Genomic DNA, 24,376 nt, shown 5'->3' with positions numbered 1-24,376 from the left:
AGATTTAGCAATAATTGTTAAAGAAACCGTGCCTAACTGGCACATTCTAGCAAGGTGGGCATTTCGGCCACATGGGCATGCGGCACAAGACGGTAACACGCGCATTCAGTGTACTTAAGGGAACGGGGCTCGGCCGTATGCTGGCACCGTTTACCCAGGGCTGTGGTGCCGTGTTTATGATGCACCATGTCCGGTCCGCACGCTCCGATGCTTTCCAGCCGAACCGTCACCTGGAAATCACGCCCGAATTTCTGAAGCTTGCGGTCGAGCGGATTAGGGCAAACGGCTATGAAATCATATCGATGGATGAAGCCGTTGACCTGCTCAAGTCCGGTTACGGGCACCGCCGCTATGCAGTTCTGACCTTCGATGACGGGTACCGGGACAATCTGTCTGTCGCCTATCCGATATTGAAGGAACTGGAAGCTCCTTTCACCGTGTTCGTCACAACCGGGCTGATCGACCGGACCAGCGAACTGTGGTGGCTGGCCCTTGAGAAGATCATCGCAGACAACGATGAAGTGGTCTTTACTGCAGCAGGCAATTCAGCCGGCATCCCGTGCATAACACTTGCAGAAAAAAACGCGTGTTTCGAAAAGATCGTCGATCATCTGACACTGGAGGTTGGCGAAGGAGATCAGCGCAAGATCATCCGGGCGCTTGCTGAAAGATACGGCGTCGACCTGAAAGCCCTGGCGGACGGGCAGATGATGACGTGGGACGAGACCCGCCAACTGGCTGGTGATCCGCTGGTTACCATCGGTGCCCACACCCACGATCATTTCGCCATGGCGCGGTTGAACGCAGATGCCGCCTGTGAAGATGTGACCAGGGGCCTTGAGCGGCTGGAGAAAGAACTCGGCCGCAGGCCGAAGCACTTTGCCTATCCGTATGGAAAATCACACGCGGTTACACCGCGCGATGCGGATATCTTGCGGGAGATCGGCTTCGCCTCGTCTGTGACGACGCTTCCCGGTGTGCTTCAATCCGTCAATGCGCGCGACCCGATGATGCTGCCACGCGTCTCCCTGAACGGCCGGTTTCAAGACCCGGCTGTCGTCGATCAGTACCTGACGGGGGCGCCCTTTGCGCTTTACCGGGTTGCCCGGTGGGCTGCCAACGGGTTTGGTGTCAGGTCCGGCTTTTCCCGCCTCTTTCCATCCACCAGATAATCGCGCCTGCCGGGATGACCCAGGCCAGACCTGCGATGCCGAAGTAGATGAAGCGGACCAGGTTTGAGGACTGCTGCAATGTCAGGTCGCCGATCACCATAGCGGTGAGGGCGTAGACCACCACAAAAACAACCAGCAGCACCATGCCGATAAACTTGCGAAACGAGGGAACCATTGTGGGGCGTGTCCGTTGACCGTGTGTGAATCCGCGCGATGAGGGACCTTTTGCCGCAAAACGTCCCGGACCGCTTGCCGTCTTGCTCCTGCACCTATATCTCCGCAAGCCAAAGGTCAAACTCACGATAAGAATTTCCGGAAGCGGGTCATGATTGCGATTGCAGAAGGTGTGAAGAACGAACAGATGCTTCCGGCCAAATTGCAGAGATTGCGACAGAACAGGGCCCTGATCCGGTGGTGGCTCTACTTCGTTTGTGCGCTGATCCTGGCCATGGTCGTCGTCGGCGGAGCGACGCGTCTGACCGAATCCGGTCTGTCTATCACCGAGTGGAAACCCATCCACGGCGTCATTCCGCCGCTCAGCGAAGCCGAGTGGGAAGAGGAGCTGGAAAAATATCGCCAGATTCCGGAATATCAGCTCATCAACAAAGGCATGAGCCTTGACGAGTTCAAGTTCATCTTCTGGTGGGAATGGGCGCACCGGCTGCTGGGGCGCTTCATTGGTGTTGCGTTTTTTGTTCCCATGGTGGCGTTCTGGGCAACCGGCAGGATAGAGCCCTGGCTGAAGCCGAGATTGCTTGTCGGCCTGGCACTTGGCGGTTTGCAGGGCTTTGTCGGCTGGTGGATGGTGGCTTCCGGTCTGGTGGACAGGGTGGATGTCAGTCAGTACCGGCTGGCCACACACCTGACGCTCGCACTATTCATTTTTGCCTATCTTTTCTGGATTGCCCGGCGGCTGAGCCCCTTGCCCGAACCCGAAATTCAGGAACAGGAGCGGCTCGCAGGGCTGGGCAAACTGGTTCTTTTCCTTGTCTTTGTTCAGATGTTCCTGGGAGGTCTCGTCGCCGGGCTGAACGCCGGATTGACCTTCAACACATGGCCACTCATGGATGGCCAGTTCATTCCGCGCGGCATGCTTGCCATCCAGCCTATCTGGCTGAATTTCTTTGAAAACGTGATGACGGTTCAATTCCAGCATCGCATGACAGCCTATGTGCTGGTGTTCACCGGTGTGGCGCTGGCCTGGAGTACCTTCCGCGTAAGCCGGCGCAAGGAGCTGCGCCGGGCAGGCGCCCATGTCGGGGGCTTCCTGTTGCTGCAGGCGATCTTCGGCATTCTGACGTTGCTGTGGCACGTGCCGCTGTCCATCGCTCTGGTGCATCAGGGCTTCGCGGTTATTGTTCTGGCGGCTGCGGTTGACTATGTGGCCATGCTGAAAGGGCCCTTCGCCATTCGCAGCTAGGCTTCGGCAATCTCACGTGTTGGGGAAACGGACAGCCGCGTGGAAGCACTTTGCTCCGAACGCTGCGGCGCTCCAGTCTTGGATTTCCGCTGCGCTTACGGCCTCGGGGCCTGATCGAGTGTACAGGCAAAAAAGCCCGCCAATCGGCGGGCTTTTCGTTTGTTCTGCTGGAGCCTCTTATCCGGAAAGGGCCTGATCGAGATCGGCGATGATGTCATCGACATCTTCCAGGCCGACCGAAATACGCACCACATCCGGGCCCGCGCCGGCCGCGGTCTTCTGTTCATCCGAAAGCTGGCGGTGTGTGGTGGACGCTGGATGGATGATCAGACTGCGCGTGTCACCGATGTTGGCCAGGTGCGAGAACAGTTCCACCTTGCTCACCAGGGCGACACCTGTGTCATAACCGCCTTCAACGCCGAAAGTGAACACGGCACCGGCGCCTTTTGGCATGTATTTCTGTTGCAGGGCGTGGTGCTTGTCTTCCGGCAGGGCTGCGTAGGACACCCATTTGACCTTGTCGTGGGCCGCCAGGTGAAGCGCGACTTTCTTGGCATTGTCCGAATGACGCTGCATGCGCAGCGGCAGGGTTTCGATGCCGGTCAGGATCATGAAAGCGTTGAAGGGCGAGATGGCCGGTCCGAGGTCGCGCAGACCAAGCACACGGCAGGCAATCGCAAAGGCGAAGTTGCCGAATGTCTCGTGCAGGACGATGCCCTGGTATTCCGGCCGGGGCTGGGACAGCAGCGGATAGTTGCCGCTGGCAGACCAGTCGAAGCTGCCGCCGTCGACGATGATGCCACCCATGGAATTGCCGTGACCGCCCATGAATTTGGTCAGCGAGTGCAGAACGATATCAGCACCGTGTTCGATCGGCCGGCACAGGTATGGCGTTGCCATGGTGTTATCGACCACCAGCGGCACACCCTTTGCCTTTGCAATTGCCGCAATCGCCTCGATGTCGACAACGATTCCGCCGGGATTGGCCAGGCTCTCGATGAAGATCGCGCGCGTGCGGTCGTCAATCGCCGCTTCGAAGGACGACATGTCCGCAGGGTCGGCCCACTTCACGCCCCAGCCGAAGCTCTTGAAGGAGTGGTTCAGCTGGTTGATGGAGCCACCATAGAGCTTGTTTGCGGCCACGATGTTGTCGCCGGGCTGCATCAAGGTGTGGAAGCACAGAAGCTGAGCGGAATGACCGGAAGCTGTCGCAAGTGCGGCGGTACCGCCTTCAAGCGCCGCAACGCGCTCCTCCAGAACAGCCGTCGTCGGATTGGTGATGCGTGTGTAAATGTTGCCGAAGGCCTGTAGCCCGAACAGGGAAGCAGCATGATCGACATCGTCGAAAACGAACGATGTCGTCTGGTAAATCGGTGTCGCCCGCGCGCCTGTCGAAGGATCCGGCGCTGCGCCAGCGTGAATCGCGAGAGTGGAAAAACCTGGAATATTTTCGCTCATTAAAAGACCTCCCTGTTGGATTGGCGGCCAGTTTGACCGAAGGAGCAGGGCAGGTCAAAGAACGATTTTGCGGTTTTGTGATCTAAAGGAAATTATGTATGTCAAAGCGTTAGGCAGGATTGTCGGCCTTTGCCTCCTGCCAGGGTGGGGTATGTCTGCCTATTGGTCGGAAGGGTCCTTCCGGTTCTCCAGCTTCACACCGAAATAGACACCGAACAGCAGTGCTGCTGCCAGCAGTGGCAGGCTCCATGCCAGAAAGGTCGTATCTCCGAAGACTGCAAACACAGCGGCCTTCCTCCCGGTTTGAAAACTTGGATGCGAGGCAAAAGGTTAACGATCTCTTATGGAGAAAGTGGAAAGAAATTCATCGGCATTCGGAGCAAATTGAGCGAAAGCTCTTATAAATTGAACTTAAAATTATCAGCTTTCGTCGGTTGCATCATCTTTCGTGCGCCTGCTTGCGCGCGGGCCGTTTGCAGATGGTTTCTGCAGATGAATCAGTACCGCGATACAGACGACGAACGCGACGGTCGCGAGCGCGAATATCATTAGTATTGCCCCCATGTATCTGTCGTTAAAGGCGCAAATTCGCCTGAACGCAGATCAAACCCCATCCCTGAAGTCCTGAAGTATAGCAGAAACACGCAGGGGTAGAAGTGGGGGTGTATACATTGATTTCGGTTCAGCCGCCCTTCTGTTCCCGTTCGCCGGACTGTGCCTGCTCTCGCGCCCAGGTCTCGTCACGGTGGGCGAAGGGGGATCCGTGTTCGGCCTTGTGCACGAATGCGAACAGCAGCAAGGCAACCAGAGCTGCCATAGCCATGAAAACCCACTCAAATGCGGTAAACAGGGTCGGGTCCTGGGTCATGCTGCCTCACGCTACTGATGGCGCCCGGTGGGCTTCCGGACGGCGGTATCTCGACTAACGAGCTATCCGGCGAGCATTGTGCGAAGCTGATGCAATGGGGAAAATTAGCTGTCTTTTTCCCCAGAAAGCCCGCGATGCTGAAACCCTGCTTTCAGGGCAGGGCGCTTGGAGGAAAGCGTACGCGAGTTAACACCTGCCCATCCGATTTCACCTGACAGTCGACCATACTCTATCTTAGGGCAGCGGTTCATCACCATCTTGATACCTGCAGCTTCTGCTCTTGCTGCTGCTTCGTCATGGCGCACGGTCAATTGCATCCAGATGACCTTGGGCAACTTGCCGCTGGCAATTACATCGTCGACGATAACGCCTGCCGCTTCGGAATTGCGAAAGATGTCGATCATGTCGGGAGCCGCAGGCAATTCGTCGAGCGAGGTATAGACCTTCTGTCCCAGGATCTCCTTGCCCGCCTGACCGGGATTGATGGGCCAAACCTCGTATCCCTTGGACAAAAGGTATTTCAGCACGAAATAGGACGGCCGGACGTTGTTGGCACTCGCGCCGATCATGGCGACGGTTTTCACCTCGTCGAGAATACCCTTGATGTAGGCGTCCGGATAAGTGTCGTGATTCATGGAATGGAGATCCTCAGATTTGTCGCGCTATCCAATGCGAAATGACACCTGCCTGCAAGGGGCCTTCTGCCGCAGACCGGTCCGCCTCGAAGAATTGTGAAACCGCGCAGGGCGAGGTCAATTGCCAGCAAAGTGTTCGGCCAGCTTTGCCGCCTGTTCTTTCCTGAGTTCCTTGCGGATCATCAGTTTCAAACCGGACCAGATGCCGTCAACGGCACAAACCTTTACGTCCACAAGACCCATCGGCAGGCAAAGCTCGCGGATGGTGTCTTCGGTGATGTCGGTCGGTAGCTTGCTGGCCTTCTTGGGCCAGGAAACCCAGATCATGCCGTCTGGATCCAGCAGGCCGCGCAGGGTTTCCAGTTGTCCGGCCAGTTCCACCCGTTCGGTGACAAACACATGAGCGCATTCAACACCCGGTTCCGGTGTAGCGAGAATGACCGCGCCGGGGTCTTGTGTCTGCAGCAAGGCGGATATGTCTTCCGGCACCTGGCGACGCCAGCAGATCATTCCCGGTTTCAGCCCCAGTTTTGCGGACAGCGGACGTCCGGAATAGCCGGCTTCAGGCATGTCTTATCCTTGATGTCTCCAAACGGCAGGGCCGATCAGCTGTCCGTCCATTCGGGTTTGCGTTTTTGCAGAAAGGCGTTGATGCCTTCTTCCGCATCCCGGGCCATCATGTTGTCGACCATGGTTTGTGCCGCGAAATCATAGGCTTCCGACAACGGCATTTCCAGCTGACGGTAGAAGGCTTCCTTGCCGATCTTCACGGTCTTGGCAGACTTGGAGGCGATCGATTCCGCGTATTTCTGGACAACCTGCTCCAGGTAGTCACGCGGGACGATGCGGTTGATCAGGCCGAAATCCTTCGCGGTGGATGCGTCGATGCTTTCACCGGTCAGAAGCATCTCCATGGCCTGTTTAGGAGCAACATTGCGCGAGAGCGCAACCATTGGTGTGGAGCAGAAGAGGCCGATATTGACGCCCGGTGTGCAGAAGGTGGCCGTGTCGGTAGCGATGGCAAGGTCGCAGGAGGCAACCAGTTGGCAACCGGCTGCGGTCGCAACACCTGTTACCACGGCGATCACCGGCTTGGGCAGGCGCACAATCTGCTGCATCAGATCCGAACACTGGCGCATGATCCGCTCATAGGTTGCCTTGCCACCATCCGCTTCACCGCGCGCTGCGGTTAGTTCCTTCAGGTCGTGGCCAGCGCAGAAGACCTTGCCTTCCGCACCGAGCAGAACAACACGCACTGCAGGATCCTCTGCCGCCTTCTGCAGTTCACCGGCTAGAGCGGTCATCATCTCGCTCGAAAGAGCGTTCATCCGCTCCGGCCGCTGCATCACGATCCGGTAAACGCCTTCATGAAGAAGCGTTGCGAGCATCGGTTTCTGGATCTCGTCATTTGCGGCGGTTTCAGACATGGAACGCTCCCTGAAGATTTGCTTTGCCGATGTTATAGCCGACGCGGGCAGGGCGGCGAAAGTGTCCGATCGGCTGGTGGCTGCCGCCGATCACAGATGGTTTATCTGACGATGCGTCAAGTCGCTGGCGGTTCTTTCGGTTTCGGTTATCCTTTCGGCATGTGGAGGCTTTCCGAAGTCCGCTCACTTGCAGGTGCAGTCGCTCTGTTGCTGGCACCTCTCGGTCCCGCGCTTGCGCAGGAACAGGTCGATGTCGCTCTGGTCCTTGCTGTCGATGTCTCCCGCTCCATGTCGCCTGAAGAACTACAGATCCAGCGCCGCGGATATGCTGCCGCCATCTCCAGCCCGGAGGTGGTGCGGGCGATCGGGTACGGGGCTCACGGCCGGATCGCTCTCATGATGTTCGAATGGGCCAACGAAAGCCACGCGCGCGAAATTGTCGGGTGGTCGGTGATCGAGGGCGTGGAAGATGCTCAGGAGTTCGCCGACAAGGTTCTGGCGGACAGCACCTACGGTCAGCGGCGAACCTCGATTTCCGGCGCAATCTGGCATGCCACGGCTTTGCTTGCCGACGCACCTTTCAAGGCAGACCGCCGCGTGATCGACATTTCCGGGGATGGTCCCAACAACCAGGGGGCACCTGTCGTCCAGGCACGCGATGCCGCCGTGGAGGCCGGGCTCGTGATCAATGGATTGCCGCTGATGACAACTGGTGGCATGGGCTTCCAGTTCAACATTCCGGATCTGGACGTCTATTATCAGCGGTGCGTCATCGGTGGGCCCGCCAGCTTCGTCATACCGGTAAACGACTGGGAACAGTTTCCCGAAGCCGTTCGTCGCAAGCTGATCCTCGAGATCGGCGGCGTCAAGCCGCCCGAGCCGCAAGTCATCCCGGCCCAATTCACCTTCGAAGAGCCATATGACTGCCTCGTAGGAGAAAAGATCTGGCGGCGCATGCGCGAGCAGTATTTCTGGGATCAGTAGCGGCAGAGCAAATCTGCCGCCCGTTCATGCTTGCTAGCCGAAGGAACAACACTGTCAGCCTCGGCGGCGTCTGCGCCTGCGCTCTCCACCGGCTGCATCCGACCCCGCGTCAACCTCCTTGCGTACCGGCAATTCGACGGCAGCTCGAAGGTTGGGGAACTGATCGACCTTGTTGGGCAAGGCCATCGCATTGACGAAATGCTCCTGGAACTTGGGTTCCAGAGCGGTCTCGATCTTTTCGATATCGCGCACCGTCTGCTCGATCTCGCGCCTGTAGCCGCGGTTGAGCAAAGCCATCCGGGCGCCTGTCCCGGCAGCATTGCCGACGCCGGAGACACCTTCCAGCGGGCAATCCGGAATAAGGCCAAGGATCATCGCGTACTTTGGGTCGATGTAGCTGCCGAAGGCCCCCGCAAGGCGAATGCGGTCCAGATCATAGGTGCCGAGCTTGTCCTGCAGAAGTTTGACACCGGCGTAAAGCGCACCCTTGGCGAGCTGGATCGCGCGAATGTCGGTCTGCAGGATCGATATTTCGATCCCGTCGTCAGCAATCAGATAGGAGAAGGTCCGGCCGGTGGATTTGACGCGCGATGTCCGTTCCGCCATCGAGCCGTCGATAACACCGTCTTCCGTGATGAGGCCCGCCAGATACATCTCGGCAACGGCCTCGATGATGCCGGAGCCACAAATGCCGGTAACGCCGACAGTGTCGACCTTTTCGGCAAAGCCTTCTTCATCCGACCATTCGTCGACGCCAATCACCTTGAAGCGAGGCTCAAGTGTTTCCTTGTTGATGCGGATGCGCTCGATGGCGCCTGGTGCCGCGCGCTGGCCGGACGAGATCTCAGCGCCTTCGAACGCAGGGCCGGTCGGAGAGGACGCTGCCAACAGCCGGTTCCGGTTACCCAGCACGATTTCCGCATTGGTACCGACATCGACAAGCAGCGTTATCTCGTCGAGCTTGTAAGGGCTTTCTGCAAGCGTTGCTGCAGCTGCATCGGCACCCACATGGCCGGCGATGCAGGGCAGCATGTAGACACGTGCGCCCGGGTTCAGTTCCAGGTCCAGATCGCGCGCGTTCAAAACCATGGCGTCGGAGGCCGCGAGCGCGAAGGGAGCGCCGCCCAGTTCCACTGGGTCGATACCGAGGAACAGATGATGCATGACCGGGTTGCCGACAAAGGTCGCATCAAGCACATCCGTGCGTTCTGCGCCGACATCGCCGACCAGTTTGCCGATCAGCGCGTTGATGGCATCGCGCACGGCCTTTGTCAGATCCGGCAGCTTGGACGGGTTCATCTGGACATAGGACACCCGCGACATCAGATCCTCGCCAAAGCGGATCTGCGGGTTGGAGGTGCCTGCGGACGAGACTGTACGCCCGTTCTGTAGGTTGCAAAGGTGGGCTGCGATGGTGGTGGAGCCAATGTCGACGGCAAGGCCGTAGACGGCAGGTTTTTCTCCGGGCCAGAGCGCCACGAGTGTCGGCAGCACGCCTCTGTCTTCGTATATTGCCGCGGTTACCTGCCAATTGCCCTTGCGCAGGATCGTCTGGACCCGCGGCAGCAGCACCGGGTCGATTGTCAGGTCGGCGATACCGGTCTCGGCTATCAGCGCCTCTCGCAGCCGGTCGATATCGCCGCGTGGCGTTTCCATGTCCGGCTCGGCAATCGAGACAGTTATCAGCGAGACCGCGCTGTCGGCCTCGATGTTGCGGGCTTCCGCGCGCTTGCGCACGACCTGACGGTTGGTCTGGGCATCGGTCGGGACATCGATGACCAGGTCGCCCAGGATTTTTGCCTGACAGGAAAGGCGCCGGTCGGCGGGCAGTTTGCGCAAGGTCGCGTAGCGGGTTTCCGCTTCGGTGGCCCCTTCCAGGTTTTCAGCTGCGCTGGTCAGGTTTTCCTTGGCGAACGTGCCTTCCGAAATGGAAATCTGGCAGCGCCCGCAAATGCCGCGCCCGCCACATACCGACTCCACATAGACACCGAGCGAGCGGGCAGCGTCGAGCAGGGGCGTGCCGACGGGAAAGGTTCCACGGCGCCCACTGGGTTGGAAAACGACTTTGGCTTGTTTGACGGTCTCGGTCATGTCTGCGATCTGCCACTACCGGTTTTGAAACACTACGGGGACTAAGCCCACCCTTGACCCTTCACCCACAAGGAGGAGGGAGTTTTTTTCTAAACTGCGAAAGCCGGAGCCATCGTGAAAATGACGCGGATCCCGCGATTTGAAACGTGCCCCTCGACACGCAAAACCCCTCCCTATTAAAGGGAGGGGATTGGGGTGGAGATTCCATCCTGAAACTGGTGAAAAGCCACCCTGTTTGCGGAAGGGGAGAGAACCGCAAACTTGTTATGACATCTGGGCTCAGCCGGCGGACCGACGGGCCGCGCGTCCACCGCGGCGGCGACCGCCCGCAGACGCACCACCTTCACCAGGTGCTGCAACCGCACCTGCAGCAGCAGGCTGGTGATCTCGGTAGGTCATGATCCATTCCTGGCAGTTCGGGTCAGTGCCGTTGAGCACGTTCGCCGCACGTACGGCTTCCATTTCCTGCGGGCGGCACGGGTTCATGATCGCGGAGGTCATGCCGGCACCGATGACCATCGGAATGAAACCGGCATTGATGCCGTGGCGATGCGGCAGGCCGAAGGAGATGTTGGAAAGGCCGCAGGTCGTGTTGACCTTCAGCTCTTCACGCAGACGGCGCAGCAACCGGAATACCTGCTGACCTGCGGTGCCCATGGCGCCGATCGGCATCACCAGCGGGTCCACGACAATATCGTGTGCGGGAATGCCATAGTCGGCAGCATGCTGAACGATCTTCCTGGCGACTTCGAAACGAACGTCCGGATCTTCGGAGATACCGGTCTCGTCGTTCGAGATGGCCACGACCGGCACGTTGTATTTCTTGATCAGCGGCAGGATCGCTTCCAGCTTCTCTTCTTCACCGGTCACGGAGTTGACCAGCGGACGGCCCTTGGCAACGGCAAGGCCGGCTTCGATGGCGGCGGTCACGGATGAATCGATAGACAAGGGAACGTCGACAAGTTCTTGAACTATCTCAAGAGTTTTGACGAGCAGCGGTGGTTCGGTCTCGTTCGGGTTGACCGCTGTCACGCCTGCGTTGACGTCGAGCATGGTCGCGCCGGCAGCCACCTGGGCCAGAGCATCGGCCTTGACGGTTTCGAAGTTGCCTTCGGCCATTTCCGCCGCCAGCTTCTTGCGGCCGGTCGGGTTAATCCGCTCGCCGATCACGCAGAACGGCTGATCGAAACCGATGATGATTTCCTTGGTGGCGGACGCGACAACAGTGCGGGTCATTTATGCGCTCTCATTGGCAGTCAGGATTGAAGACGAGGTTTGAAAAGACCAGCTCCCGCGGCTGTGCAGCCACTCAGCGGTTTTCTGGACACCGCCGAAGGGATAGGCGTGAATCTGGGCCAATTGGGTGTTCGGCTGGCTGGTGACGCGGGTCTCCAGCGGATCGACCATCGTGTCCGGATCGTAGCCTGACAGCATGGAGACGACGGCGCCGCCGCGCTTCTTCAGGAAGTTGAAGGAATTTTCAACACCGGCAAAAGCGGCGTATTTCAGCAGGGTCGTCATCTTTGCCGGACCGGCAACGCCGACATGGACCGGGAACTCGTTGCCCCATTCGCGCAGCTCGTCCAGCCACAGGCTGACGCGGTGCGGATCGAAACCGAACTGGGTGACAATGCGGAATTCCGCATCGCTTTCGCGGGCAAGATCGTGTTTGCGCTGCAGGAAGCTCTTGATGACGTCCGGCTTGATGTCCGGTGCGCCTTCCGGGTGTCCTGCAACGGCTATCTTCTTGATGCCGAGCTTGTCGAAGAGGCCTGTCTCCAGAAGGGCGACAGATGAGGTGAGGGGGCCGGCTTTTTCTGCTTCACCGGCAATGGCCAGAACCTCGGTCGCACCTGCTTCCTGGGTCAGACGCGTGATGCGGCGCTCGAAGTCCTCGCGGCTGGCGAACCGGCGGGCCGCCATATGCGGAACGGCGGTCAGCTTGTTGTCGCGCAGGATGCGGGCGGCATCGACGATCATGTCTTCCGAGCAGTTGCCCAGATCCGTGACATAGACCTGCGTGCCCGCCGGAATAAATTCCAGAAGCTCGGTCTTTTCGACCACCTGCTTGGGAGACATTTCGGTAGAGGCGGGAAGCCGCCCATTGGCCAACAGGCGCTGATCAGTCATGTTCCGAGCCTCCATTTGCGAGCAGGGTTTTCAGTCTCTCTTTCGGATAGGCCGAGACCAGGTCGGTCAGGGCTGCATCCGCTTCCGTTTCCAGGTCGTCCGTGACGGAGACCGGGTCTGTCCGGCGCCACTCCGCCATGTAGGCGTCGCTGTCCTTCGCACCGATCCTCATCGCGCAGGCATCAATGGCTTCCATGAACATGGCCGGCAGTTCCCGTCGGGCGGATTTGCGCCCCTGTTTCACCAGGATCTGTGCCGGGATGTCCCGCCAATAAACGATGATTTTCTGCGCCATTCTCGGACTTTCCTCCTGAGAAACATGTTTGCCGGAAGCTGGCTGATCCAGGACGCCTGATAGCGGCATCATCACGTGAAAAACCGACTTGTCCGGATGCTATTTTGCGACGCTCAGTCCGCCGGGCCCTTGCCCAGAAACGGCTGAAGCAATCCATACCCGGTCCGGCGCATTTCAAACGGCAGACCCAGCCGATCCGCCGCGCGCCGGGCCGCATCCTCAAGGGCAGGGTCATCGGTCTGCGCAAGGTAAAGAACGCGGGTGTAATGAGCGAAATACATGTCCCGCAAATGCGGGTGCCAGTCGAGGCCGAGCGGTTCGATGACCATGGTCTGGAAGTGACGGGCCAGGAAGTCGGTCAGGTAGAAGGTGCCGAGCTGGTCGTCTTCCATCTGGTCGAATTCGTCTATCCCCGTGAAGAAGGCATAGCAGTGCGCGCCATCGATGCGTCTCGCGCCGGTTTCTTCCAGCACCTTGTCGAGCAGGCCACCGGTTCCGCAATCGCCATAGGCGATCAGAATGTCGGAATAGGTGTCCGCATTCTTGAGGATGGCCCGGCGGACTTCGTCAGGGATCTTTTCCGGCGAGTTGTGAAGCTTCGCCGGAAGGCAGGTGATGTCGAGATGATCGAGGCGGTTCTTTTCGCGGATGGCGACGATTTCGCGTGCCAGAGCCCCGCAGGCAATAACAAGAACGCGGCCGGCCTTGTCGTCCGCGCTCCCATCCGTTTCAACCGGAAAGAGAGGCTCGCCCACCAACATTTCGGCAGCCTCCTTGAACATTGCCGTCAGCCCTTGTTGGCCAGCATGTTGTGGCGGCGAGCGATCAGATCTTTCGCCATTTCCACAGCAACGGCCGCGTCGCGGCAATAACCGTCAGCACCGACGGCTTCGCCGAATTCCTCGTTCAGCGGGGCACCGCCAACGAGCACAATATAATCGTCCCGGATGCCCTTGGCCTTCATTTCGTCGATCACGACCTTCATGTAAGGCATGGTGGTGGTCAGAAGAGCCGACATGCCGAGAATGTCCGGCTGATGCTCTTCAATGGCCGCAAGGTAGTTTTCGACAGGGTTGTTGATGCCGATGTCGATCACTTCAAAGCCGGCGCCTTCCATCATCATCGAGACAAGGTTCTTGCCGATGTCGTGGATGTCGCCCTTCACGGTGCCAATGACCATCTTGCCAACCTTCGGTGCACCGGTTTCCGCCAGCAGCGGACGCAGGATGCCCATGCCGGCTTTCATGGCGTTGGCGGAAAGCAGCACTTCGGGAACGAACAGGATGCCATCACGGAAGTCGACGCCGACGATCCGCATGCCTTCGACAAGGGCCTTGGTCAGGATGTCGTAAGGTACCCAGCCACGTTCCAGAAGGATGTTCACGGCATCCGTGATTTCTTCCTGAAGACCGTCGTAGAGGTCGTCATGCATCTGCTCGACAAGTTCGTCGTCAGAAAGGGAGGCGAGATCGATATCGTCTTCGTCAGACATGGGCAGCTCCAACCAGGCACAACGGGCCATCAACTTAGTGCAAAACCTTATGCCTCAAGCCGGATTCGCCGATATCTCCAAAGCGACACGGCTAGTCGTTTACGCGACAGGGAAATCAAGCCAGGCCGTTCAACGTCAATTTTGTGCGCTGACGGGAAATGTTTGTAGCTGTCTAAACTTACGAGAGGGCAGTGGCGCTGCCTGCCGAAAGAAGCTTTACGCCCCGCCAGGCGGTTTCCGCACGGGCGTCGATGTCGTTTTCCGACCATTCAGCCACGGCGCGTGTCACCAGCCGGATTTGAAGATCGCCGATCAGCAGGGAAAGATAGATTTCCGCCGCGGTTTCCGTCTCAAGGCCTGTCAGCAGTCCGTCGCCCTGAACCTGCGCAACAAGGTCCATTACGAGCGGCCTGATCGCGTCGCGACCGCTTTGCGCGAGGGCAGTTCCAAGCGTGCCGGTCGTGTCGGCGGCAGCGGCACGGTTGAGAGCGATTGCGGCCGGGTTCGAAAGAACGCCCAGGAGACGTCGGCCGAAGTTCCGCAGCGCTTCGGTGGGAGACGAGGCGTTTTCGATACACTCTCGAAGTGACTGGCGAATGTTTTCCGCATTGCGATCCACCAGGGCGCTGAACAACCCGGTCTTGTCGCCATACCAGCGGTAGAGCGTTTCGTTGGAGGCCTTTGCTTTTTTTGCGACTGCCAGCATCGACAGGTTGTCATAGCCCTGATCCAGCAGCAATTCGATCGCCGCCGCTTCTATGGCAGCTTTCCGTCGTTCCCTGGCTTCTGCCCGCATGTCGTTCTCTCCGTCGCTTGCTCAAAACCGTAATCAATGTTACGGAAATTACAATCCGTACACTCAATTACGGTTTAGGAGTTCGGGATGTATCGACTTGCACTTGGTACCGGTCTCCTGGCGATTGTTTTTGCCGGGGCCATCTTCGGTTTCTTCTATGCCTGGGTCTGCTCAACCATGTGGGGCCTGGATGCCACTGATCCTCGCATTGCGATAGCAGCCATGCAGGCCATGAACGCTTCCGTTCGCAACGCTGTTTTTGCGCCCGCTTTCTTCGGCACGCCTTTCGTTCTTGCTCTTGCCGGGGTCTTCAGCCTGCTGTCTGGCCGGCGCGCAGCTGGGGGTGCCTTTGTAGGTGGAGCAATCGTCTATGCGCTGGGCGGCATCATGCTGACGTTCCTGGTCAACGTGCCCATGAACCTCGAGCTTGCTGAGGCCGCGATCCCGGAAAAATTGAATGAAGCGGCAATGCTCTGGCGGTCCTATTCCGAGCCTTGGCAGGTGTGGAACCAGACACGGACTGTCTTCTCAGGCCTTTCCCTGTTGTTGGCTGCAATCGGTCTTGTTCTGCTTGGCCAAAACCCACATCGCACTGCCTAGCCACAATCTCAAATTTCTTCATGCGTGGCTCGACCATGGCATTCGCTTTGTTTGACTTACGCAAGTGCGGCCTTCGTTCGAGGCGATGTTTCGGTATGGATTGCAGGGTCGAGCCCTGCAATGACGGAGGACGTGACGGATTGGTACTTTCTTTGATGGATTATGCAATTTGTTGGCAGGCAAACCGCTCCATCTTTGCCTTATCTTCGTCATGCCATGGCTCGACCATGGCATCCATGCCGTTTCAGTTCCTCTTGTGCAGCGTTCGAGGCGATGTCACTCCGCCGCAGGCTGAGAGACCGTGGACCGAGCGCCACAAAAAAAGGCAGGTCTTGAGACCCGCCTTTTTCTGGTATTAGGCATTAATCCCGAATGATCAGAACAGACCTTCGATCTGACCTTTTTCGTCCAGTTTGATGTGGTTGGCTGACGGCACGCGCGGCAGGCCGGGCATGGTCATGATTTCACCGCAGATCACCACGATGAAACCGGCCCCTGCCGACAAGCGGACTTCGCGGACCGGCAGGCTGTGGCCGGTCGGTGCGCCCCGGCGCTGCGGGTCGGTCGTGAAGGAATACTGGGTCTTGGCCATGCAGACCGGCAGATGACCGAACCCGTCGGCCTCCCAACGCTTGAGCTGGTCGCGCACGGACTTGTCTGCCAGAACTTCGTCTGCCCGGTAGATCCGTTTCGCGATGGTTTCGATCTTTTCGAACAGGGACAGACTGTCGTCGTAGAGCGGTGCGAACTGCGCCGCGCCGCTTTCGGCAAGGGCTGCCACACGGGTGGCAAGTTCTTCGGTGCCTGCGGAGCCGTTGGCCCAATGGGTCGCCAGGATCGCTTCAACGCCGAATTCGGCGCAGTAATCCCGCACGGCCTGAACTTCCGCTTCCGTATCTGCAGTGAAGTGGTTGATGGCCACAACTGCCGGAACACCGAACTGCTTGACGTTCTCGATGTGGCGGCCAAGGTTGGCACAGCCTTTTTTCACGGCCTCGACGTTCTCGCTGCCGAGGTCTTCCTTGGCAACACCGCCATTCATCTTCAAGGCCTTGATGGTGGCGACGATGACAACCGCATCCGGGCTGAGGCCTGCCTTGCGGCATTTGATGTCGAAGAACTTCTCGGCACCGAGATCTGCGCCAAAGCCAGCTTCCGTCACCACATAGTCGGCCAGCTTCAGGGCTGTCTGGGTGGCAACCACGGAGTTGCAGCCGTGTGCGATGTTGGCGAAGGGGCCACCGTGAATGAATGCGGGGTTGTTTTCCAGCGTCTGCACCAGGTTCGGCTGCATTGCTTCTTTCAGCAGCACGGTCATGGCTCCGTCTGCTTCCAGTTCGCGCGCGGTGATCGCCGTGCGGTCGCGCCGGTAGGCAACGATGATGTCGCCGAGCCGCTTTTGCAGATCTTCGAGATCGGTCGCCAGGCAGAGGATGGCCATGATTTCGGACGCAACGGTGATGTCGAACCCTGCTTCACGAGGAAAGCCGTTGGCAATGCCACCAAGCGAACAGACGATGGAGCGCAGTGCGCGATCGTTCATGTCCATCACCCGGCGCCAGACAACGCGGCGAATGTCGATGCCCAGTTCGTTGCCCCAGTAGATGTGGTTCTCGATCAGGGCTGCGAGCAGGTTGTGGGCAGAGGTGATGGCGTGGAAGTCACCGGTGAAATGCAGGTTGATGTCTTCCATCGGGACGACCTGGGCATAGCCGCCACCGGCTGCGCCGCCCTTCATGCCGAAACAAGGGCCGAGCGAAGGTTCACGCAGGCAGATCATCGCGTTCTTGCCGATCCTGTTGAGACCGTCGCCAAGACCGACCGTTGTGGTCGTCTTGCCTTCGCCTGCGGGGGTCGGGTTGATCGCTGTCACCAGAATCAGCTTGCCGTTCTTGCGGCCATTGAGGTTGGCAATGTAGTCGGCAGAAATCTTGGCCTTGGTGCGCCCATAGGGCAGGAGAGAGTCTTCGGGAATATTCAGCCGTGTGCCGATCTCCTGAATGGGTTTCATCTTGGCTGCACGGGCAATTTCAATATCGCTGGCCATGGGTTCTCTCTCTCCGAAGCGTTTCCGATTTCTTGTTTTCCGGATGCGGTTTTGCACCGCCCCGACTTGTGCCGGAACGCTATGGGAGAGGGCGGTGCAGCAAATGTTCCGAAAGCGACAGGATGCGCCCCGGAAGCGACGGCAACTCAATCGGCGCGGTTGCGCAGCACTGTTGCGAGAAAAACCAGCATGGTCAGAACCGCCAGAACAGAGCCGGCCTTGGCCATGATTTCCCCTTCGGCGTTGATCGCAAATACGATCCCGGGCACCAGTACGATGACGGTGAGAACCGACAATCCGTAGTGGATGAGTGCAAGGCGCGAGGCGGCTGCCTTTGGTGCCAGGGCGTAGTAGGCACCAAAGACGGCCATCATCACGAAGCCGATCAGGTTGAGATGCCCGTGCGCTGGCGCAAGCGTGTGATCAGTGGTCGCGGACATGTGAATGCCCCAGGCCATGCCGATCAGGGCAAAGAGTGCGGCCGTGGCAAAATAAAGACGTGGTATCGCTTTCATGTGTTCCCCCCGGAAGACGATGGCCAATCCTGTTTTCAGGTCCTGGCCAAGGGAAAGCTTACATGATTTGTGACAGTTGGATGACAGGAAAAGTAAATTGCAATATCTGGCGAAACGGATTTTAGTTCCGCAATGACAGATTCAGACATTCTCTCCCGTTTGCCAGCCCGCCTGAAGAAAGCGCGGCGTGCCCAGGGGCTCTCGCTCGAGGCCGTTGAAAAGCTTTCCGGCGTTTCGCGCTCCATGGTAAGCCAGATCGAGCGCGGGGAGTCCAACCCGACTGTCGCGACCCTGCTCAATCTGACCAGGGCCCTGAATGTCGACTTTGCAGGTCTTCTGGGGGAGGAGGCGGCCGAGGATCGGGTCGAGATCGTGCACGAACATCAGACCCCGGCGCTCGACAGGGCGGGAGACGGTTGCAAGATCCGCATCCTGTCACCACCGCAGGACACTGGCCGGTTCGAAATCTATGAGCTGATATTCGCGGCAGATGGAAAGCTCGACAGCAAACCGCACGAACGTGGAACGCGGGAGCAACTGATAGCCGAAGACGGCCAGCTTGAAGTCACGTCCGGTGTGGCCAAAGGTGTCATCGGAAAAGGGGACACGGCTCGCTACGCCGCCGACGTGCCCCATTGCATTGCAGCCGTGGGCGGCCCGGCTCGGGCGATCCTGATGGTGATTAAGTTCTGAAGGCCGCGCGCGCTTCCTTGACCTTCACGCAGCCGGCAGCGGCACATCAGGCCAGGTTTCCGTGACTTCCGCCTGCACCGGCCGGTCGAGATACGTCGTCAGCACAACATAACTTCTGGTCGCCCTTACGCCTGGCAGGGCATAGACCTGTGCAAGGAAGCGTTCCATCGCGTCGGCATTGGCCGTCCGCACCTTCAGGATGACACAACAGTCGCCCGTGACCGAATGGAGTTCTTCCACTTCCGGAAAGTCCCGCAGCTTCATCATCTGCTCGCTCTTGCCCCATCCGCTGGCATCCACATGCACGAAAGCCAGAAACGGTTTGCCGACAGACATGGGATCAATGGCGGCGTTGGTGGAGGAGATGGTTCCGGACGCGATCATCCGCTTTACCCGGTCATGCACCGCCGGTGCGGACAGCCCGACCTTGGTCCCGATCTCGGCATAGGTCTGCCGGGCATTGCGCACCAGCTCGCCTAATATTCTTCGGTCGAATGCATCCACGGGGCGGCCGGGAGTGCTGTTTTTCTGAATGGTCTCTTTATTTGATTTCATTCGGCCAGATCCTTGTTGCGGTGAATCGTGTTCGTCTGAACAGTCATGTCCGAAACAGATTTCGGAAGAAGGATCTTCGGCTTGATGGAGCGGACAATCAACCCGGACAAGGGCATTTACCCGGCAACACCGGATTATGTGCATGCCCTGGAAGTGACCGGTGCAGGGCGGTTGCTCTTCGTCAGCGGCACCATGGGGCTTGATGTAATCGGCCGGGCTCCGGAGAGCCTGGAAGAGCAGCTCGATCTGGTTTGGGCGAATCTGCGCCGGATCCTGACTGAAGCGGACATGACGACCGACAATATCGTTCGCGTCACCAGTTATCTTTCAGATCCGGACCATGCCGAAAAGAACCAGGCCGCACGACTGGAGGCGCTGGGCGCCCGGCGCGTCCCGACCACGGCCATTGTGGTTCGAACGCTGACACCCGAGTGGATGATCGAAATCGAAATTGTCGCGGCCGCTTAGGCGAAGCAGCAGTTCTCGGCAAATCTGGCGAGCGCAGGAGAAAGCAATGCAGTTCGATACGTATCTGATCTTTCTTGTCACGACAGCTGTCGTGGTTTTCTCTCCCGGTGCGGCGGCGGTGGCCGTCGCGTCGCAAGGGGCGGCGAATGGTGGGCGTCGGGCACTTGGTGGCGTTTTTGGTATTGCGTCTGCCAATGCCGTTTATTTTGCGCTTTCGGCAACCGGCATTGCCTCACTGATCATTGCCTCCAACCTGGTGTTCTCGGTAATCAAATGGGCTGGTGTAGGGTATCTCGTCTGGCTGGGTCTGACCGCACTCTTCACGCCGGCGGGCGCAATCCGTGTCAAACGGTGCGGGCGTCAGTCGAGCCTGAAGGCGTTGTTCGCCCAGGGCTTTGTGATCGAGTTCGCCAATCCGAAGGCACTGCTCTATTTCGCAGCCATTTTGCCCCAGTTTCTCGACATCAATGCACCCATTGTTCCGCAGATCCTCATCATGGGCATGACGACTTTCCTGATCGACCTGACATCCTACACGGCATATGCCTTTCTGGGGGATCGTCTGACCCGTGGCGAGATGAAGAACTGGGTTGTAGGTCTCGTCAACAAATGCGCCGGGGTTGCCTTGCTCTATGCAGGTTTCCGAATGGCGGGTGTCACTGTTATGCGTTAGTATCTGCGGATATTTCCTGGCCGGAAAGGCTGATGCGACCACCTGGATTTGGTAGAAGGGTGGTTGCAAGAATCCGTGATACCGGAAATCGAATCTTTTATTCCGGACAAATATCCGGCATAGTGGAGGAAATATCCATTTTGCCGGAGGAAGCCCAGTGTCCGATGCCTTTCTGTCGCATATTTCCGAGACGCTCAAAGAAATCGAGGCCGAAGGGCTCTACAAACGCGAGCGGTTGATCACCTCGCCGCAGGGTGGCTTGATCACGGTTGGCGGGCGCGAGGTCATCAACCTTTGTGCAAACAATTACCTGGGTCTGGCCGATCATCCGGCTCTCGAGGAGGCGGCCCGCAAGGCTCTTGAGCCGAAGGGCTACGGCATGGCGTCCGTGCGCTTCATTTGTGGAACCCAGGATATTCACCGGCAACTTGAGCAGCGTCTGGCCGAGTTTCTCGGCAAGGACGATTCCATTCTGTTCGCGGCCTGTTTCGATGCAAATGGCGGCTTGTTCGAGCCTTTGCTCGGCCCAGAGGACGCGATCATATCGGACGCGCTCAATCACGCGTCGATCATAGACGGTATTCGCCTGTGCAAGGCCCAGCGCTATCGCTACGCCAATTCCGATATGGCGGATCTGGAAGCGAAGCTGAAGGAGGCTCGGGCTGCCGGTGCCCGCCACATCATGATCGCGACCGACGGTGTCTTCTCGATGGACGGCTATCTGGCCAACTTGCCTGGCGTGACCGAACTGGCCAGGCAATATGATGCCGTGGTGATGGTCGACGATTGTCATGCGACCGGCTTCATGGGACCGAAGGGCAAGGGCACCCCGGCTCATTTCGGGGTCGATGTCGATATATTGACAGGAACACTCGGCAAGGCGCTGGGCGGCGGTATTGGCGGCTATATTGCCGGGCCTCAGCCGGTCATTGACCTGCTGCGCCAGCGAGCAAGGCCTTATCTCTTCTCCAACTCTCTGCCACCGGCAGTGGTCATGAGCGGTCTTGAAGCCATCCGCCTGGTGGAAGAGGGGGACGATCTGCGCAAGAACCTCTTCGACAATGCCGGCTATTGGCGTGCGGGCCTTGAAGCGCTCGGCTTCACGCTTCTGCCGGGCGAGCATCCCATCATTCCGGTGATGCTGGGCGAGGCAAAGTTGGCCCAGGAAATGGCGGCAAAGCTGTTTGAGGAAGGCGTCTATGTCTCCGGTTTCTTCTTTCCTGTGGTGCCGCGCGGTCAGGCCCGCATTCGAACCCAGATGAACGCGGCATTGACCCGGTCAGACCTCGACCGCGCGCTGGAAGCCTTCGAAAAGGCCGGCAAGGCGACGGGGGTTCTGTCATGACCAGCAACCAAATGAAGGCGCTGTCCAAGTCCGAGCCGAAGGAGGGCCTCTGGATGACCCGCGCGCCGGTGCCGGAAATCGGTCCGGACGACGTTTTGATCAAGATCCACAAAACCGGTATTTGCGGCACGGATATTCACATCTGGAACTGGGACGACTGGGCGTCGAAGACCGTGCCGGTGCCGATGATCACCGGTCACGAATTCGCCGGCGAAATTGTCGAACTCGGCAAGAACGTGACCGACCTTGAAATCGGCCAGCGATGCTCAGGCGAGGGGCACCTGATCGGACGGCACTCACGCCAGTCTCGCGCGGGCAAGTTTCATCTGGATCCGGAAACCCGCGGCATAGGTGTCAACGAGCAGGGCGCCTTTGCAGAATATCTGCGCCTGCCAGCCTTCAATGTTGTGCCTTTGCCGGACGAGATCGACGATGAGATCGGCGCCATTCTCGACCCGCTCGGCAATGCGGTTCATACCGCCCTCAGTTTCGATCTGGTTGGAGAGGATGTTCTGATCACCGGGGCTGGCCCGATCGGCATCATGGCCGCTGCTGTTGCCCGCCATGTCGGGGCGCGCAATGTCGTTATCACCGATATCAATCAGGCCCGTCTCGACCTTGCAACGAAGGTGGCCGACGTGGTGCCGGTCAATGTCGCCCGGGAAGATCTGAAAGGCATCGAGAAGAAACTCGGCATGAAGGAAGGCTTCGATGTCGGCCTGGAAATGTCCGGCAGTCAGGTAGCGCTCGATCAGATGGTCGAGAACCTTGTTATGGGCGGACGGATCGCGCTGCTTGGTATCCCACCCGGAAAGTCGCCGGTCGACTGGTCACGCATCGTGTTCAAGGCCATCACGATCAAGGGCGTTTACGGCCGGGAAATTTTCGAGACCTGGTACAAGATGATTGCCATGTTGCAGAACGGTCTGGACGTGCGCAATGTCATCACGCACCGGTTTGGTGTCGATGAATTCGAAAAAGGTTTTGCTGCCATGAAGTCCGGCGAAGCCGGCAAGGTAGTCCTCAGCTGGACCTGAGCCGGCTGAATGGCGAAGGGAGCTTCAGCAGCTATATCAACAATCACGTGACGCAAGATCGCCTTCGATCAGATCGAGGGCGATCTTTTCGTGCGCGTTTCTTTTCTGGCGGCGTTGCACCGTTTCAGGCGAAGCCGGATTTCTGCGGCAAACCCAGCTTTTTCAGGACCATCACCACCGGGCAAAGTCCGGTAAAGGACGCCTGGACGAGATGGGCGCCGAGAATTCCGGTGAGCCAAAGCCAATTGAGGTTGACGTAGACAGCCAGCAATACCGACGCGAGTATCAGCAGGCCGACAACGAGAAGAATGGCGCGTTCGACGGTCATCGTATTCTCCTAAGTTTCATTTATTCGAAACAGAGAAATTATGCGCCTATTTTACCTCGTTGAACAGGTCCCTGGTTCCGGCGTGACATATCGCCAGGCAGGGACCTCACCGGCGTAATCGCGGTAATTTACGGATCGACAAGATAATAATACTCATTTTGAGCATTATTATCTTGCTAATGCTCAAAATGAGTATTAGGTAAATGGCGGCCGAGGAGTTCGGCTGCATTCCATAAATTCGAGGGAGGCTCGAATGTCCAAATTTCACTACGGTGTTTTTGTCGGCCGCTTTCAGCCGTTGCATGCCGGCCATGAAGCCGTCATCAGATCTGCGCTGGAACAAGTCGATACGCTGATCGTGCTGATCGGGTCTTCAGGTCAGGCGCGCACACCGCGAAATCCCTTCACGTACACCGAACGCGAAGAAATGTTTGCAAAGGTGTTCAAGCACGAGCTGACCACCGGCCGTTTGATCCTGAAGCCTGTTTCAGATCATCCCTATTCGGATGCTGCCTGGTGCGCCGAGGTTCAGCGGGCCGTCAATGAAACCGTGCTTGCCGATTACAACAAGGGCGGTGTCGTTCTGCATGGTTTGCAGGATATCGAGATCGCGCTTGCAGGCTATGGCAAGGACCGCACGAGCTACTATCTCAAGCTGTTTCCCGAATGGGGCAATGTGCAGCTGGCCAGCCAATACGGCACCTTCTCGTCGACAGACGTGCGCAGGCAGTTGTTCCAGCGTATCCCGGTCATATCGCGGTCGGTTCTGTCGGCCGGCGTGGTGGAGTGGCTGGAAGCCTTCGTTCTGACGGAGACCTTTCGTGCACTACTGGAAGAGGCCGAGTACCTGGATGCCTACCCCGGGCAATGGGGAAGGGGACCGTTCGTGACGGTGGATGCCGTCGTCATCCAGTCCGGAAACATTCTTCTGGTCGAGCGCGGCCAGGCTCCCGGCAAGGGGTTGCTGGCTCTGCCCGGCGGTTTCCTTGATCCCAGTGAAAGCATAAAGGATGCCGCGATCCGCGAGTTGAAGGAAGAAACCGCCATCAGCGACCACAAGGGAGAAATCCCCCCGGCGATGCTGGCGTCTTTCATAGACGGAACCAAGACAAGGGTGTTCGACCATCCTGACCGGTCGTTGCGTGGCCGCATCATCACCCACGCGTTTCTGTTTCGTCTGCCTGAACGGCGCGAACTGTTTTCAGTTACGGGTGGTGACGATGCCCGGTCAGCCAATTGGCATCGCCTGGGCGACCTGAAGTCCGAGCAGTTCTTCGAAGATCACTGGTCCATCATCCAGCTGATGGCGGACCTGTAACAGCGCCCGCGGGGGAGGCCCGCAGGCAA

At 58.5% G+C, this 24,376-nt stretch carries 28 protein-coding genes; 10 read left to right on the top strand and 18 right to left on the bottom strand.

Annotation, left to right across the window (positions count from 1 at the left end; translation table 11 throughout):
• The first annotated feature begins 77 nt into the window (after positions 1–77).
• Positions 78–1,172: a polysaccharide deacetylase family protein gene (locus FIV05_RS23910; RefSeq protein WP_209009773.1), complete on the top strand. Its 1,095-nt coding sequence runs from the start codon at positions 78–80 to the stop codon at positions 1,170–1,172.
• Here the strand turns inward: FIV05_RS23910 and FIV05_RS23905 are convergent.
• Positions 1,132–1,347: a DUF2842 domain-containing protein gene (locus tag FIV05_RS23905; protein ID WP_023003848.1), complete on the bottom strand. Its 216-nt coding sequence runs from the start codon at positions 1,345–1,347 to the stop codon at positions 1,132–1,134. The genes FIV05_RS23910 and FIV05_RS23905 overlap by 41 nt on opposite strands.
• Before the next feature lie 150 nt (positions 1,348–1,497).
• On the opposite strand from FIV05_RS23905, the gene FIV05_RS23900 reads away from it, so the two are divergent.
• Positions 1,498–2,592 (top strand): COX15/CtaA family protein, encoded by a 1,095-nt coding sequence (locus FIV05_RS23900; protein ID WP_075281493.1) that lies wholly within the window; start codon positions 1,498–1,500, stop codon positions 2,590–2,592.
• Between the two features lie 177 nt (positions 2,593–2,769).
• On the opposite strand, the gene FIV05_RS23895 is transcribed toward FIV05_RS23900, so the two are convergent.
• The 6 genes from FIV05_RS23895 to FIV05_RS23875 all read right to left on the bottom strand — a co-directional run bounded on the left by FIV05_RS23895 (position 2,770) and on the right by FIV05_RS23875 (position 6,980).
• A complete protein-coding gene (locus FIV05_RS23895; RefSeq protein WP_023003850.1) occupies positions 2,770–4,050 on the bottom strand; it encodes an O-acetylhomoserine aminocarboxypropyltransferase in 1,281 nt (426 codons plus the stop codon).
• A gap of 159 nt (positions 4,051–4,209) precedes the next feature.
• Entirely contained in the window at positions 4,210–4,335 is a 126-nt protein-coding gene (locus FIV05_RS31940; RefSeq protein ID WP_023003851.1) for a hypothetical protein, read from the bottom strand.
• A 397-nt stretch (positions 4,336–4,732) separates the two neighbouring features.
• Positions 4,733–4,918 (bottom strand): hypothetical protein, encoded by a 186-nt coding sequence (locus tag FIV05_RS23890; RefSeq protein WP_152511236.1) that lies wholly within the window; start codon positions 4,916–4,918, stop codon positions 4,733–4,735.
• Positions 4,919–5,022: 104 nt separating this feature from the next.
• Positions 5,023–5,553, bottom strand: a complete 531-nt coding sequence (locus FIV05_RS23885) for a CoA-binding protein (protein WP_152511235.1) — start codon at positions 5,551–5,553, stop codon at positions 5,023–5,025.
• Between the two features lie 117 nt (positions 5,554–5,670).
• Positions 5,671–6,123, bottom strand: a complete 453-nt coding sequence (locus tag FIV05_RS23880; RefSeq protein WP_152511234.1) for a DUF3052 family protein — start codon at positions 6,121–6,123, stop codon at positions 5,671–5,673.
• A 35-nt stretch (positions 6,124–6,158) separates the two neighbouring features.
• Positions 6,159–6,980: an enoyl-CoA hydratase gene (locus FIV05_RS23875; RefSeq protein WP_152511233.1), complete on the bottom strand. Its 822-nt coding sequence runs from the start codon at positions 6,978–6,980 to the stop codon at positions 6,159–6,161.
• 111 nt (positions 6,981–7,091) lie between these two features.
• Here FIV05_RS23875 and FIV05_RS23870 point away from each other — a divergent pair, with 111 nt between their 5' ends.
• Positions 7,092–7,964, top strand: coding sequence for a DUF1194 domain-containing protein (locus FIV05_RS23870; protein ID WP_286202228.1), 873 nt, complete (start codon positions 7,092–7,094; stop codon positions 7,962–7,964).
• Between the two features lie 54 nt (positions 7,965–8,018).
• Here the strand turns inward: FIV05_RS23870 and FIV05_RS23865 are convergent, their stop codons facing one another.
• The 7 genes from FIV05_RS23865 to FIV05_RS23835 form a co-directional block, all read right to left on the bottom strand.
• Positions 8,019–10,055, bottom strand: coding sequence for an ASKHA domain-containing protein (locus FIV05_RS23865; protein ID WP_152511231.1), 2,037 nt, complete (start codon positions 10,053–10,055; stop codon positions 8,019–8,021).
• A gap of 279 nt (positions 10,056–10,334) precedes the next feature.
• Positions 10,335–11,291: a methyltetrahydrofolate cobalamin methyltransferase gene (locus FIV05_RS23860; RefSeq protein WP_152511230.1), complete on the bottom strand. Its 957-nt coding sequence runs from the start codon at positions 11,289–11,291 to the stop codon at positions 10,335–10,337.
• Positions 11,292–12,185, bottom strand: a complete 894-nt coding sequence (locus FIV05_RS23855) for a methylenetetrahydrofolate reductase (protein WP_152511229.1) — start codon at positions 12,183–12,185, stop codon at positions 11,292–11,294.
• Positions 12,178–12,480 (bottom strand): virulence factor, encoded by a 303-nt coding sequence (locus tag FIV05_RS23850; RefSeq protein WP_031270670.1) that lies wholly within the window; start codon positions 12,478–12,480, stop codon positions 12,178–12,180. The genes FIV05_RS23855 and FIV05_RS23850 overlap by 8 nt, the downstream gene beginning before the upstream one ends.
• Before the next feature lie 113 nt (positions 12,481–12,593).
• Positions 12,594–13,241 (bottom strand): DUF1638 domain-containing protein, encoded by a 648-nt coding sequence (locus FIV05_RS23845; RefSeq protein ID WP_209009772.1) that lies wholly within the window; start codon positions 13,239–13,241, stop codon positions 12,594–12,596.
• 26 nt (positions 13,242–13,267) lie between these two features.
• The gene (locus tag FIV05_RS23840) at positions 13,268–13,972 is read right to left on the bottom strand and encodes a B12-binding domain-containing protein (protein ID WP_031270674.1); all 705 of its coding nucleotides are present in this window, start codon (positions 13,970–13,972) and stop codon (positions 13,268–13,270) included.
• A 178-nt stretch (positions 13,973–14,150) separates the two neighbouring features.
• Positions 14,151–14,768 carry a TetR/AcrR family transcriptional regulator gene (locus FIV05_RS23835; RefSeq protein ID WP_152511227.1) on the bottom strand — a complete coding sequence of 206 codons (618 nt, stop codon included), beginning with the start codon at positions 14,766–14,768 and terminating at the stop codon, positions 14,151–14,153.
• An 87-nt stretch (positions 14,769–14,855) separates the two neighbouring features.
• Here FIV05_RS23835 and FIV05_RS23830 point away from each other — a divergent pair, with 87 nt between their 5' ends.
• On the top strand, positions 14,856–15,368 hold the full coding sequence (locus tag FIV05_RS23830) for an anthrone oxygenase family protein (RefSeq protein WP_152511226.1): 513 nt from the start codon (positions 14,856–14,858) through the stop codon (positions 15,366–15,368).
• Positions 15,369–15,744: 376 nt separating this feature from the next.
• Here the strand turns inward: FIV05_RS23830 and FIV05_RS23825 are convergent, their stop codons facing one another.
• Together FIV05_RS23825 and FIV05_RS23820 are read right to left on the bottom strand one after the other, a co-directional pair.
• Positions 15,745–17,415 carry a formate--tetrahydrofolate ligase gene (locus FIV05_RS23825; RefSeq protein ID WP_152511225.1) on the bottom strand — a complete coding sequence of 557 codons (1,671 nt, stop codon included), beginning with the start codon at positions 17,413–17,415 and terminating at the stop codon, positions 15,745–15,747.
• Between the two features lie 146 nt (positions 17,416–17,561).
• A complete protein-coding gene (locus FIV05_RS23820; protein ID WP_062491737.1) occupies positions 17,562–17,930 on the bottom strand; it encodes a hypothetical protein in 369 nt (122 codons plus the stop codon).
• 132 nt (positions 17,931–18,062) lie between these two features.
• Between FIV05_RS23820 and FIV05_RS23815 the strand changes: the two genes are divergently transcribed.
• A complete protein-coding gene (locus FIV05_RS23815) occupies positions 18,063–18,623 on the top strand; it encodes an XRE family transcriptional regulator (RefSeq protein WP_023003870.1) in 561 nt (186 codons plus the stop codon).
• 24 nt (positions 18,624–18,647) lie between these two features.
• Here the strand turns inward: FIV05_RS23815 and FIV05_RS23810 are convergent, their stop codons facing one another.
• Entirely contained in the window at positions 18,648–19,178 is a 531-nt protein-coding gene (locus tag FIV05_RS23810; RefSeq protein ID WP_152511224.1) for an Lrp/AsnC family transcriptional regulator, read from the bottom strand.
• A gap of 84 nt (positions 19,179–19,262) precedes the next feature.
• On the opposite strand from FIV05_RS23810, the gene FIV05_RS23805 reads away from it, so the two are divergent.
• The 4 genes from FIV05_RS23805 (at position 19,263) to tdh (ending at position 22,701) form a co-directional block, all read left to right on the top strand.
• Complete coding sequence (locus FIV05_RS23805; protein ID WP_023003872.1) at positions 19,263–19,646, top strand: RidA family protein; 384 nt, start codon at positions 19,263–19,265, stop codon at positions 19,644–19,646.
• Positions 19,647–19,692: 46 nt separating this feature from the next.
• The gene (locus FIV05_RS23800) at positions 19,693–20,319 is read left to right on the top strand and encodes a LysE family translocator (RefSeq protein WP_152511223.1); all 627 of its coding nucleotides are present in this window, start codon (positions 19,693–19,695) and stop codon (positions 20,317–20,319) included.
• Positions 20,320–20,476: 157 nt separating this feature from the next.
• The gene (locus tag FIV05_RS23795; RefSeq protein WP_152511222.1) at positions 20,477–21,664 is read left to right on the top strand and encodes a glycine C-acetyltransferase; all 1,188 of its coding nucleotides are present in this window, start codon (positions 20,477–20,479) and stop codon (positions 21,662–21,664) included.
• An 11-nt stretch (positions 21,665–21,675) separates the two neighbouring features.
• Positions 21,676–22,701: an L-threonine 3-dehydrogenase gene (gene tdh / locus FIV05_RS23790; RefSeq protein WP_209010104.1), complete on the top strand. Its 1,026-nt coding sequence runs from the start codon at positions 21,676–21,678 to the stop codon at positions 22,699–22,701.
• A 124-nt stretch (positions 22,702–22,825) separates the two neighbouring features.
• Here the strand turns inward: tdh and FIV05_RS23785 are convergent, their stop codons facing one another.
• Positions 22,826–23,029, bottom strand: coding sequence for a YgaP-like transmembrane domain (locus FIV05_RS23785; RefSeq protein WP_031270681.1), 204 nt, complete (start codon positions 23,027–23,029; stop codon positions 22,826–22,828).
• A gap of 253 nt (positions 23,030–23,282) precedes the next feature.
• Between FIV05_RS23785 and FIV05_RS23780 the strand changes: the two genes are divergently transcribed.
• Positions 23,283–24,347 carry an NUDIX domain-containing protein gene (locus FIV05_RS23780; protein WP_152511220.1) on the top strand — a complete coding sequence of 355 codons (1,065 nt, stop codon included), beginning with the start codon at positions 23,283–23,285 and terminating at the stop codon, positions 24,345–24,347.
• Positions 24,348–24,376 lie beyond the last annotated feature (29 nt).

Origin of the sequence: Labrenzia sp. THAF191a, from assembly GCF_009363335.1 — a bacterium.
GTDB classification, from domain to species: Bacteria; Pseudomonadota; Alphaproteobacteria; order Rhizobiales; family Stappiaceae; genus Roseibium; species Roseibium algicola.
Note: the sequence above shows the minus strand (reverse complement) of the source record. Positions and strands in the feature narration are given on the sequence as shown.